Annotated in this window: 11 protein-coding genes; 8 read left to right on the forward strand and 3 right to left on the reverse strand. The window is 38.5% G+C overall.

What is annotated here, in order from left to right; genetic code table 11:
- Positions 1-3 precede the first annotated feature (3 nt).
- Positions 4-501, forward strand: coding sequence for a hypothetical protein (locus ACJJVU_RS13870; RefSeq protein WP_405226580.1), 498 nt, complete (start codon positions 4-6; stop codon positions 499-501).
- A 34-nt stretch (positions 502-535) separates the two neighbouring features.
- Positions 536-5,413 (forward strand): DNA repair ATPase, encoded by a 4,878-nt coding sequence (locus tag ACJJVU_RS13875; RefSeq protein ID WP_405226583.1) that lies wholly within the window; start codon positions 536-538, stop codon positions 5,411-5,413.
- 199 nt (positions 5,414-5,612) lie between these two features.
- Here ACJJVU_RS13875 and ACJJVU_RS13880 read toward each other — a convergent pair whose 3' ends face one another.
- The 3 genes from ACJJVU_RS13880 to trxB form a co-directional block, all read right to left on the reverse strand.
- Positions 5,613-6,197 (reverse strand): FMN-dependent NADH-azoreductase, encoded by a 585-nt coding sequence (locus ACJJVU_RS13880; RefSeq protein ID WP_405226585.1) that lies wholly within the window; start codon positions 6,195-6,197, stop codon positions 5,613-5,615.
- A 537-nt stretch (positions 6,198-6,734) separates the two neighbouring features.
- Complete coding sequence (locus tag ACJJVU_RS13885) at positions 6,735-7,121, reverse strand: hypothetical protein (RefSeq protein ID WP_405226588.1); 387 nt, start codon at positions 7,119-7,121, stop codon at positions 6,735-6,737.
- A gap of 3 nt (positions 7,122-7,124) precedes the next feature.
- Positions 7,125-8,123: a thioredoxin-disulfide reductase gene (gene trxB, locus ACJJVU_RS13890; RefSeq protein WP_405226591.1), complete on the reverse strand. Its 999-nt coding sequence runs from the start codon at positions 8,121-8,123 to the stop codon at positions 7,125-7,127.
- A gap of 283 nt (positions 8,124-8,406) precedes the next feature.
- Between trxB and ACJJVU_RS13895 the strand changes: the two genes are divergently transcribed.
- The 6 genes from ACJJVU_RS13895 (at position 8,407) to dapB (ending at position 13,100) form a co-directional block, all read left to right on the forward strand.
- A complete protein-coding gene (locus ACJJVU_RS13895; RefSeq protein ID WP_405226594.1) occupies positions 8,407-9,522 on the forward strand; it encodes a PQQ-dependent sugar dehydrogenase in 1,116 nt (371 codons plus the stop codon).
- Positions 9,522-9,947, forward strand: coding sequence for a c-type cytochrome (locus tag ACJJVU_RS13900; RefSeq protein WP_405226597.1), 426 nt, complete (start codon positions 9,522-9,524; stop codon positions 9,945-9,947). Before ACJJVU_RS13895 ends, ACJJVU_RS13900 begins: the two co-directional genes overlap by 1 nt.
- Before the next feature lie 178 nt (positions 9,948-10,125).
- Complete coding sequence (locus tag ACJJVU_RS13905; RefSeq protein ID WP_298326568.1) at positions 10,126-10,893, forward strand: ParA family protein; 768 nt, start codon at positions 10,126-10,128, stop codon at positions 10,891-10,893.
- A 1-nt stretch (position 10,894) separates the two neighbouring features.
- Positions 10,895-11,800: a ParB/RepB/Spo0J family partition protein gene (locus ACJJVU_RS13910; RefSeq protein WP_298326571.1), complete on the forward strand. Its 906-nt coding sequence runs from the start codon at positions 10,895-10,897 to the stop codon at positions 11,798-11,800.
- Positions 11,790-12,392, forward strand: coding sequence for a DUF5683 domain-containing protein (locus tag ACJJVU_RS13915; RefSeq protein ID WP_339847951.1), 603 nt, complete (start codon positions 11,790-11,792; stop codon positions 12,390-12,392). The genes ACJJVU_RS13910 and ACJJVU_RS13915 overlap by 11 nt, the downstream gene beginning before the upstream one ends.
- A 3-nt stretch (positions 12,393-12,395) precedes the next feature.
- Entirely contained in the window at positions 12,396-13,100 is a 705-nt protein-coding gene (dapB, locus tag ACJJVU_RS13920) for a 4-hydroxy-tetrahydrodipicolinate reductase (protein ID WP_405226601.1), read from the forward strand.
- Positions 13,101-13,116 lie beyond the last annotated feature (16 nt).

The following is a 13,116-nucleotide window of genomic DNA, read 5'->3' on the forward strand; positions in this document are numbered from 1 at the left end:
TTTATGGATTCACAGACTTTATTGAATATAGTGTCTATAGTTATTTCAACTATCCTCTCTGTAGGAGCTATAGTGCTATCATTTTGGTTCTATCGAGAAAGTACGAAACAAAATAAGGAAACTAGTTTAATGCAAATTGACATTAAGAATGCTATAGAAAAGTTGGAAAATATATCAAACAGAACTTACACTGATACATTTGGAGCACTTAAGGTTCAAATGGATCTTATGCAAAAACATATCTTCACATCTTCAATAGGGGAAACTAATACTAGTGAACCTGATAGATTGAAGTTTTATGTTTTAGGTTATTTATCTGATAAAAAGGAAACTTCCATTGACCAACTTTGCAGTGAATCTAAAGGATATGATAAGATGGAAATCAAGGAGATGATTTACACATTTCATCGAGATGGGATAGTAGATTTTGATGGGGAGAATGTTATCTATATCAAACCAAAACAGATGTCACAAAACTTAGGTGGAAGAATAATCGACTAATGTGAACTAAATAATACTACTCCCAAAAGCACCTATGGCAAACGAAACTCCAGATACACAACCTAAAGCATCACAGTCACTAGACGGCGGTACTTATGAGATCATACAAGGCAGACTGCAAAAGCAGAAAATCGATCTCCAAGAACGCCTTCAAAAACTGAATGAGGAACGTAAAGATGTCTTTGGCTCTCTTGAGACAAAGCTCATTGCAAATGACCGTATCAATACAGAAAACAACTGTATTGCTCGAGACATCGTTTCTCTCAATAATCTATGCCTTTTTGGATATAATGTGCATTTTGGATTGCGCACAGACATTCACTTGAGTGATGTTTTTAGTGCTTATGAATTCAAAGACAATCGTTTTGAGCCAAGACCACTAACATTACTGGAAGATGATATTTTTCTTCTTGATTTTGCAAATCTATACAAGTACTACCGAAATACTATTTTCTCAAAGTTTGCCATCATAGGGAATTACCTATATATGGTGTTTCAGCTAAGTGATAGTGTTACAGATATTAAAACATTTAAATGGCTTATAAGCGACGACACCTTAAAATACGTAGATAATCGTAGTGAACATGAATACAAGTTTCCAAAACAACATGATTTTAAGTGGCTAGAAGCTACGCGCGATATGCATCGTTATGGTGTGCACGCACACGTTTCTATACTTGACAAGGTTTTTGTAGAAACCATAGGTGGTGATCTTACTATTAAAATAGAGGACAACACAGAAGAAGGAAAAGGAATCCTTGATGAACCTGTGGAGCACATCGACCAGACACTTGATGATGGGCAATACCGTTATGCAGATCTTGGTAATTTACTGGCGCTTGAGATCAAACCTTTTCAAGAGGAAGCTCGTTATTTTGTCTATAATCATAAGCTCAAGCAAGTTCAAAAAATACAGAGTGTAAAAGACACTTGTGTACTGCTTCCAGATGATCAAGGTATCATTTTCCCGACAGGGTACTACTTACAAACGGGAGAGTATAACATCTTTGATAATGCAATCCCAAACGTAAAATTTCAAGAAAAAATCAGTTCGCCTAACGGAGAAGATTTCTTGTATGTTTTTTACTCCCCAGAGGCAGGACTTTACAACTTGATGTCATACAATGTGATTACTCAAGAAATCAAAACTCCTATTATCTGTAATGGATTTACCGTATTAAAAAATGGCGAACTCAGCTATTTTAAAACCGAAAATGAGCAAACCAAGCATCACGTCATACAGATCTGGCAAACCCCATTTTTAAAGGGCGATTATATGCCCTCTCAACACGAGGACACGCTACTATATAAAATAGGAAATAAAGATATCGTAAAAGCGATGGCAGAGGTTAACGGCCTTGTCACACTACTCAACAAGGAGGATAATTACGATGGATTATATAGTGATCTAGCCAAGTTTTCTAAAGATATTCTTGACGCCTATTACTGGCTTCCAGAGCCAGAAACGCAACAGCTTAACATACCACTTACTGAGATAAACGGAGCTGCAAATGCAGCAATCGATGAATTTGAAAAAGTGGTCCAACTTAAGCGTAATGCTGCCAAGCAAACGCAAGAGATTCAGAAAAAGGCTGACGAAATTTTTGGCAAAATAAAAAGCACTTCTTTTAAATCTATCAATGATTTTGTGGCATTGCTCACACAGCTGCGATCGTTACGTGGCGAGACCATCTCGTTAAATGACATACGCTATGTAGATCCCACTTTCGTGAAAACGTTAGAGGAAGAAATCGCGGTACAGACCCAAAAGATCTCAGAGAAGTGTGTACAGTTCTTACTAGACGACAAAGCTTTAAAACCTTATCATGAAGCGGTAGCTGAGAAGAAAGGCGAAATGGAAAAGATCAAGAAAGTGATCGAAGCCAAAAAGCTTGAAGAAGAAGTAAATCAGATTGCCACAGATCTAGAACTACTTATCGATATCGTGTCTAACCTTGATATAGAAGACACCTCCCACTCTACTAAAATTATTGATGATATCTCGCTCATTTTTGCGACTATCAATCAGTTGAAGGCTGGGATTAAGAATAAGAAAAAATCACTAGGAAGTGCAGAGGCGCAAGCAGATTTTGCTGCGCAGCTTAAGCTTATTGATCAGAGTATCATAAACTACCTAGATATTGCCACCACGCCAGAAAAGTGTGATGAGTTCCAGACTAAAATCTCTATCCAGCTAGAAGAGCTAGAAGGGAAGTTTGCAGATTGGGATGAGTTTATCACGCTTATAATTGAAAAGCGCGAGGAAGTGTACGGAGCTTTTGAAGCACGCAAAAATGCACTGATAGAAAAGCGAAATAAAAAGGCAATGGCATTAAAAAATGCCTCAGAACGTATCTTGAAAGGTGTACGTAAAAAAGCCGAAAGCTTTAAAACAGCTTCGGAAATAAACGGATATTTTGCCGCAGATCTTATGATCAATAAGGTGCGCGATATCGTACAGCAACTTAAGGAGCAAGAAGACACTGGAAAGGCAGAAGAGATTGAGACTGGACTTAAAACAGCTCGTGAAGATGCATTGCGCAAACTCAAAGACAAACTAGATCTCTATGAAGATGGAGATACGGTGATACGACTTGGTAAGCATAAATTTGGTGTAAACAAGCAACCACTTGACCTCACTATTGTGCTCAAAGATGGTGCGCTTAACTATCACCTTACGGGAACAGATTTTTACCAAGAACTTTCAAATGAAACGCTTCTCGCTTCTCGCCATATTTGGAATCAGGAGTTTGTTTCAGAAACTAGCGAAGTGTATCGCAGTGCGTATTTGGCTTATAAATTATTTAACAAACTTGACAAACACACGCTACTAGAAGCTGGCGATGATGCGCTACTTGCGATTGTGCAAGAAGAAAGTCGCAATGACTATGCAGAGGGTTATGTAAAAGGCGTACACGATGTAGATGCTTCAAAAATTTTAAAGGTACTCGTACATAAACACAACGAGCTAGGTTTACTCACCTACGCACCAGAAATTAGGGCGTACGCTCAGTATTTTTGGAACAGCATTGACCCAAACACTCAAAAAACGCTCAACCAGTCTATAAAGGCTTCGGGAGAGGTGTTACAGTTTTTTCCAGATGCAAAGGAATATCAATTTATTGTTGAGACTTTAAGTGATGAGATACACGCTTTCGCGAAAGCGGAATCCCTTTTCTCACCAGATTTGAGTCAAACTATAGCAAAGTACATTTTTGACGAATTACAAGAAGACACAGATTTTGTGCGCAGTAGCGTTGCTGTGCGATTGAAAGACGCTTTCGCGAAAGCGTTAAAGCAACAACAAGCAGATCTTAAGTTTAAGAAAAGTTATGAATCACTACCTAACTTCAAGGGGAAAGTTCAACTTGTAAAACAATGGGTAACGGCATTTGTACGTACTCAAGAAAGTGTTACAGACCTACGTTATGTAGATGAAGTAGTATGTTTGTTACTCTTTGAAGACGAGTCTATTTTAAAAACAAAAGCAGCTTCTCCTCATGAGAGAATCACAGGCTTGAGCGGTGATCACAGCTCAATTACTGACGGTGTTTTTACTTTTAATTACCATGACTTTACGGCGAGACTTAACTTATTTGTAACCGAACAAGTACCCGCTTTTGAAACATTTAAGAAAGCAAAACACGAGGTTACTGAAACGCTGAAAGAGAATTTAAAACTCGACGAATTTAAACCAAGAGTGCTTACATCCTTCGTGCGTAACAAGCTGATTGACCAAGTGTATTTCCCATTGTTTGGTGATAACCTTGCAAAGCAATTAGGAACCGTAGGCGATAATAAACGTACCGACCGTATGGGTATGTTGCTACTTATCTCGCCTCCTGGGTATGGTAAAACTACCCTGATGGAATATATAGCAAACCGTCTAGGACTCGTTTTTGTAAAAATTAATGGCCCTGCAATAGGTCACGAAGTGACTTCTGTAGATCCAGAAAGTGCCACAAATAGCGCAGCTCGTGAAGAGCTCAAAAAACTCAACGTCGCTTTTGAGATGGGTAACAATGTGATGCTATATCTAGATGATATCCAACACTGTAATCCTGAATTTTTACAAAAATTCATTAGCCTTTCTGATGGTACACGTAAGATTGAAGGTGTGTATAATGGTAAGTCCAAAACTTATGATCTGCGCAGTAAGAAATTCTGTGTGATAATGGCGGGTAACCCGTATACAGAGAGTGGAGAGAAATTCCGTATTCCAGATATGCTGGCAAACAGGGCAGACATTTATAACCTGGGGGATATTATAGGAGATACAGAGCATCTGTTTAAGCTGAGTCTTATTGAGAATTCGCTTACTGCAAATCCGCTACTGCAGCAATTGAGCAGTACGCATTTTGATGATATCTATACACTCATAGATCGTATTGAAAATGGGACACAAGACACCCAACTTAAAGGTAATCACACTGCACAAGAAGTGGCCGATTATACAAAAGTACTGGAGAAGGTAATTACTATAAGAAACACTGTGCTCAAAGTAAATGCAGAGTATATACGAAGTGCCGCGCAAGAAGATGCCTACCGCACAGAGCCTTCTTTTAAACTTCAAGGGTCATACCGTGACATGAATAAGCTCGTGGCAAAAGTGGTTCCTATAATGAACGACGCTGAGCTTGCGACATTGCTCCTATCCCACTATGAAAGCGAGTCACAAACACTCACCTCAAGCGCAGAGGCAAACTTGTTAAAATATCGTGAACTCATCAACTCGCTAGACGAAACACAAGCCACGCGATGGAACACAATGAAAGAAACCTTTGTAAAAAATAATAAACTCAAAGGTTTTGGAGACAAGAACGAGATGGCACAAGTGCTCTCTCAAATGATGGAATTCACAGAGAATCTGGAAGGAATTAAGAAAGCGCTGGAGAAGGGGTTGGAGAAATGATTTTAAAAACATCTCCCCTAACCCCACTTCGAAGAGGGGAATACTCACGATACTTTTCATTTTGCTTCGCAAAATAAAAAGTATCCAAACCACAACAGTGTCCCTCTTTGAAGAGGGAGTCAGAGAGATGTCTGCAAGAATAGTAAACAAAAAAACGACAGCTCTCGCTGTCGTTTTTTAATACTATCTAAAATCTAGATTAAATCTTTGAGATTACATCTTTAGCTTTAGCAATTCCTTCTTCTAGATTGACATTGACTAAATCTGCTACTATAAAGATTACATCTGTAATCCCTAGAAACCCTAAAAAGGTTTTTAAGTAAGGAGTTACAAAATCCACCTCGCTACCTACTGGTGTTCCTCCTGTAGTCACGACCACATAAGCCTTTTTATTTTTTAATAGACCTATAGGTCCTTCTGGTAAGTAGTTAAAACTAATTCCCGCTCTTGATATTAAATCTATATACGTTTTAAGTCCGGCAGTAACCCCAAAATTATACATAGGTGCCGCGATTATGTATGCATCTGCATTTGCAAATTCTATAGCAAGTTCATTACTCCCAGCTACAGCATCTTTTTGAACATCTGTTTGCGCTTCTGGCGGAGTAAAATATGCGTTCACACGATCTTCGTTACCTAAAGTCACTAACGCTTCATAATATAAATCGCGTTGCGCAGTGATTGTATTTCCTTGCGCTTCTAATTTTTGCTGTAGTACATCTGCAAGCTCACGACTTACACTACTTGCCCCTCTAGGGCTGCTATCTATTCTTAATATATTCATTCGATTTTCTTTGATAATTATTTGTACGTATTGTCGATTAAAATAAGGCTAGCTTACGTTTCGATTAGTTACAAATGCGCCAGTACTTCTACCTTAACTAATCGTTAAAAATAATTAATTGATGGTTTATGAAAAACATCTCCCCTAGCCCCTCTTCGAAGAGGGGAATACTCACGATACTTTTTAATTTTGCAAAGCAAAATACAAAGTCTTAAACCTCAACAGTGTCCCTCTTTGAAGAGGGAGTCAGGGAGATGCCTGCAAGAATAATAAACGAATTTAATCTCTTCGCTACTCATTATTTTGAAAGATACATACCTAAGAGGAAGAGGGGAAGTCGTCACTTAAAAACATCTCCCCTAACCCCTCTTCGAAGAGGGGAATACTCACGATACTTTTTAATTTTGCAAAGCAAAATAAAAAGTGTCAAACCACAACATTATCCCTCTTTGAAGAGGGAGTCAGGGAGATGTCCACAAAGAATCACAAACAAAAAAAACGACGGCTCCCGCCGTCGTTTTATTGTTATGGTCTAGACTATATTTCTGTAAAAGATTTAACGATGGTCAACCCAGTCCTACAATGCTGAACCATATCTTCAGGAAAATCATTTTCTTTTGCATTTCTAATCTTAATAAAATCCAAATCCTGACTAAAATAACACGTTCCCTTTATACTTAAGAAATCGAAAATGAGATTTTTTAACTCAGGATGATTAGAAGGTCTATGTATACAAAATAAACTAGAATCACTTTTACTAAAATCTGCATTTTCAAATAATTCGGTGTTATTAGAGACAAACTCCATTCCTAAAGATCCTTCTTCAATACGTCCGTATTTAGATATAACTTTTAACAATTTTTGGACTTCAATATCTACAGGTTCGCCATTACTAAATTTTCCTAAGAATACAGTAAAACTCATAATCTAAGCCTTCACCTCATCCACATAAGTAGAACCTACTCCTGGCTCGTCTTGTGGAAGCTCGTCTTTAGAAGCTAGGTAACGCTCTGCGTCTAGTGCAGCCATACATCCTGTTCCGGCAGCAGTGATAGCTTGGCGGTACACGTGATCTGCTGCATCTCCAGATACAAATACGCCTGGTACGTTCGTTTTAGAAGTTCCTGGTGTATTGATAATATATCCAGTCTCATCTAACTTTAAATATTCTTTAAATATATCTGTGTTAGGCTTGTGCCCTATCGCTACAAAAAAACCTGTTGCTGGGATATCATGCTCTTCACCAGTAACATTATTTTTTACTCTTGCTCCTGTTACTCCTACATCGTCACCTAATACCTCAACAGTTTCTGTGTTGAAAAGGATTTCAATATTTTCTGTTTTCTTAACACGAGCAGCCATAATCTTAGAAGCACGGAACTCATCACGACGCACTAGCATCGTTACTTTTTTACATAATTTAGAAAGGTAGTGTGCTTCCTCACAAGCACTATCTCCAGCACCTACGATTACCACTTCTTGACCTCTATAAAAGAATCCATCACAAACAGCACAGGCAGATACACCTCCACCCATTTTAAGATATTTCTGCTCAGAAGGTAATCCTAAATATTTTGCACTTGCACCTGTAGAGATGATGATTGATTCTGCATGTATTTCCTTTTCTCCGTTGATCCACGCTTTATGCACGTCTCCAGAAAAATCTACTTTCGTAACCCATCCGTCACGCACGTCCGTATCAAAACGTTGTGCTTGCTTCATTAACTGTACCATCATTTCTGGTCCAGTTACACCATCTACATACCCAGGGAAATTCTCTACTTCATTTGTAGTTGTAAGTTGGCCACCTGGCTGTTGCCCTTGGTATAGCACTGGTGCCATATTTGCACGTGCTGCATATATTGCTGCGGTATATCCCGCTGGTCCTGAACCTATGATAAGGCATTTTACTTTTTCTACTGACATACTGTATTATTTTTAAGCTTTCGCGAAAGCGTAATAAACACTTTTACAATCGCACAATTCTTATTTATATCTTCCTTACAAAAGTAGGTTTTACAAGCCAAACCTTACAATCAAGTTATCAAGAAAACCCATGGCTTTATCACCAAAATTGATATAACTGACTACGAGCTTACTCTTGCATAGATTAAAGATAAGATTCTAACCTCTAACACGTGTTTTCAAATTGTTAATACATCATAGAGTGTGGTGATTATTCTGTAATTTGCCATTAAAATCTGATACTATGAAAAGTCGTTTTACTTATATCTTATTATTACTTGTTGCGAGTGTCGCTTGCGCGCAAGAAACTAGAGAAAATGATGTCACACTAACCTCAAACCTAGATTATACCTATGAGGTTATTGTTCCAGAACTTACTAACCCTTGGGGACTGGCAGTATTACCAGATGAGTCTATGCTTATCACTGAAAAAAGTGGAGAGCTCATACACTTTAAGGATGGTGTAAAAACAATGATTACTGGAGCTCCAGAAGTTGTAACGCGTAATCAAGGTGGTTTACTTGACATACGCTTGCATCCAGATTATGTGACTAATGGCTGGATATACATCACGTACTCATCGCCAGAAGGTGAAGAAGATGGAGCGATGACGGCACTTATGAGAGTAAAATTAAAAGACGGCGCGCTTACCGAAAAGAAGGTATTATATAAAGGAAGCCCAAATACGAGAAAGGGACATCACTTTGGCAGTCGTGTGCGTTTTGATAAGGATGGATACCTCTACTTTTCTATAGGAGATCGTGGTGAAAGAGATCAAAATCCGCAGGATATTACTCGTGATGGAGGTAAGATTTATAGACTGAATGCAGATGGAAGTATCCCTACAGATAATCCTTTTGTAGGTCAAGACGGAGCAAAAGAGGCTGTTTTCTCTTACGGACATCGTAATCCGCAAGGAATGGCGGTACACCCTGAGACAGGTAAGATATGGATACACGAGCACGGACCACGTGGTGGAGATGAGATTAATATCCCTGAGGCTGGTAAAAACTTTGGGTGGCCAGTAATCTCATACGGTATTAATTACAGCGGAACTACGTTTACAGAAATTTCGGAAAAAGAGGGAATGGAGCAGCCTATATATTACTGGGTTCCTTCTATCGCTCCTTCTGGGATGACTTTTGCAACTAACACTGGTGATGCAAAACTTGACGGTAACCTGCTTATTGGTTCGCTTAAATTTGAATATTTAGAACTTGTCATTTTAGAAAACGACAAGGTAGTTTCTCGTGAGAAGTTACTTGAAGATGTAGGTCGTGTGCGCAATGTGATTAATCATAATGGCACTATCTATGTAGGTGTAGAAGGAAAAGGAATCCTTAAACTAGTTAAGAAATAATGAAACTACTTTTAAGTTTATTTACGGCAGGAGCTAGTGTTTTTTTATTTTTCGCGAAAGCGGAAAAAGAAATTTATACCTCCCAAGACCCACTTGCTCAATCTATCGAGCGTGGTGCAGAGGTATATCAAGACTTTTGCATACAGTGCCACTTAGGAAAAGGTGAAGGAGTCGCTGAAACATTCCCGCCGCTTGCTGGCTCAGACTGGCTCACAGAAGATTGCTATAAAGAGGCAATAAAAGCAGTAAAGTATGGACAGCAAGGTCCAATTATTGTAAACGGCGTTGCCTATGATGGCGTGATGGCAAACCTAGAACTTTATGAGGATGAAGTGGCAGATGTGATGAATTATATCATGAATAACTGGGGAAACACTCAAAAAGAAATGATTACTGAAGAGGAAGTAAAAGCTATCTCAAAATAAAAATAAGTGATTTTATTTTATAATTACAAGAAATAGTAGTCCTCGTTTTATCACTGTAAGCCACTACTTTTTAAAATATCGATGAGCCGAGAATATTCTTCTCGGCTTTTTCATTTCTAATCCATTTCAATAACCCATTTTAAATTGTATTTTTACCTCCTAATCGTCCTCAAATTTTATGGGTAAAATAATTGCTATTGCAAACCAAAAAGGTGGTGTGGGCAAGACCACTACTTCTGTTAATCTCGCTGCCTCTCTAGGTGTGCTAGAGAAAAAAGTACTCCTTATTGATGCAGATCCTCAGGCTAATGCGAGCTCTGGGCTAGGCATTGATGTAGAAGGTGTAGAGATAGGAACTTACCAACTGCTAGAACATACTAACAATGCAGAGGAAGCGATTATAAAAACGTCTTCCCCTAATCTTGATATCATACCTGCACACATTGACCTTGTTGCTATAGAAATAGAACTTGTAGATAAGGAATCTCGTGAGTACATGATGAAGAAAGCTATAGGGCATTTGAGAGAGCAATATGACTATATTCTTATAGATTGTGCACCATCATTAGGCCTACTTACACTTAATGCCCTTACTGCGGCAGATTCTGTAATTATCCCTATTCAATGTGAGTACTTTGCGTTAGAAGGATTAGGAAAATTATTAAACACCATAAAAAGTGTTCAAAAAATTCACAACCCAGATTTAGATATCGAAGGTCTCTTACTCACAATGTTTGATTCTAGACTACGATTATCTAATCAAGTGGTCGAGGAAGTTCAAAAACATTTTAGCGAGATGGTTTTTGAGACAATCATACAGCGTAATGTACGTTTAAGTGAAGCACCTAGTTATGGCGAAAGCATTATAAACTACGATGCAGCAAGTAAAGGAGCAACTAATTACTTGAGCCTAGCTCAAGAACTTATTACAAAAAATAATAGCTAGAATGGCTAAAGCAACAAAAAAACAAGCGCTAGGTCGCGGACTTTCGGCACTACTGAAAGATCCAGAAAACGACATTAAGAGCGCCGAAGATAAAAATGCAGACAAGGTTGTAGGTAATATCATTGAGCTTGACCTAGGTGATATAGATGTAAACCCTTTTCAACCTCGTACAAGTTTTAATGAGGAAACTTTAAGAGAGCTTGCCTCATCTATACGTGAACTAGGCGTTATACAGCCTATTACTGTGCGTAAGATGAGTTTTGGTAAGTACCAGCTGGTTTCTGGAGAGCGTCGTTATAGAGCTTCAAAGTTAATAGGCAACGCTACCATTCCTGCATACATACGTATCGCAAATGATAATGAGAGTCTTACGATGGCTCTTGTTGAAAATATACAGAGACAAGATCTTGATCCTATAGAAATCGCACTTTCATACCAGCGATTAATAGATGAGATTAACCTAACGCAGGAGCAAATGAGTGACCGCGTGGGTAAAAATAGATCTACAATCACAAATTACTTACGCTTATTAAAGCTTGATCCTATTGTACAAACGGGAATGCGTGATGGCTTCTTGTCTATGGGACATGGTCGTGCACTCATCAATGTAGATGATACTAGTGACCAACTGGATATTTACGAAAAAATCTTACAAGAAAAACTTTCGGTAAGACAGACTGAGGCACTGGTAAAGAATTATCATGCTACCTCTACTATTGAAACACCTACAGAGCAAAAGGAAGAAACTCCTAAGTTCATTAAAAAAGGAACTAAAGACTTTGCCGAGTATTTTGGAGCTAAAGTTGATATCAAAGTAGCAAAGAATGGTCGCGGAAAAATTTCTATTCCCTTTTCTTCAGAAGAGGACTTTAATCGCTTACAGAAATTAATCAATAGTGCAAAGTAACAAATACCTCTTACTGGTTTTTTTATTGTGTTTTTACGCTTTCGCGAAAGCGCAACAAGACGCTCCTGCAGAAGCTATCATAGATGCAGATAAGGTAGAAGGCGCATCTAGTAAAGAACCTTACGACCCATTGAGACCGGCTAAAGCCGCATTTTATGGTGCCGTACTTCCAGGTCTAGGTCAAATTTATAATAAAGATTACTGGAAACTTCCATTAGTATACGGAGCTCTTGGCTCTACGATATATGGTGTATCCTTTAATGGTAATCAGTCAGAGCGTTTTAGAACAGCTTTTAAGGAAAGACTCGCTGGTCGTATAGATGAGTTTACCACAATAAATGAAGATGGCACCACCACCGAAATCTTTTCTGATGATGCACTTCTTAATGGTCAAGAACAATTTAGAAAAAGAAGAGACCTTTTTATCCTAGTCTCTGCTGGCGTTTATATTCTCCAGATTATAGAGGCAAATGTAGATGCTCACTTATCGCAATATGATGTAGATGATGACTTGACCTTTGGTCCAGCACTCTATTTTGACGACTTAGGGCAGACCATGAATTATGGACTCTCTTTTAATTACAAGTTTTAGTATATGAAAATAGCACTCCTAGGCTATGGAAAAATGGGTAAAACCATCGAAAGCATTGCCACAGATAGAGGTCACAAGATTGTAGCAAGAGTAAACTCTCCTGAGAGCTTTACACTAGCAGATGCAGATGTTGCCATTGACTTTAGCATCCCTGATAGCGCTGTAGACCATCTTACAAAATGTTTTGAAGCAGGAGTACCCGTTGTTTCTGGAACGACAGGCTGGTTAGATAACTATCAAGATATGGTTGCTCTTTGTACTAAAAATGAAGGTGGATTTATTTACGCTTCAAACTTTAGCGTAGGCGTTAATTTATTTTTTGAGTTTAATAGAAAACTCGCAGCTATCATGGCACCTCATAAAGACTATAAAGTTGATATGACCGAGATACACCACACTCAAAAACTAGACGCACCTAGCGGGACCGCTATCACACTAGCAGAAGGTGTTATTGAAGCATCAGACTATACAGGCTGGGATCTCAATGAAGGACAGAACATACAGGAAAATCACCTCCCAATCACTGCCGAGAGAGAAGGAATTGTACCTGGCACTCATATTATTAATTACAAGAGTGAGATAGACACAATCACCTTAAGCCACGAAGCTCATTCTAGGCAAGGATTTGCTTTAGGAGCCGTAGTTGCAGCAGAATGGTTACAAGGAAAACAAGGAGTTTTCACTATGAGAGACGTTTTAGGTCTTTAACTTGTAACAATATCTA

This window comes from Dokdonia sp. Asnod1-B02 (assembly GCF_045063955.1).
Taxonomy (GTDB): Bacteria; Bacteroidota; Bacteroidia; order Flavobacteriales; family Flavobacteriaceae; genus Dokdonia.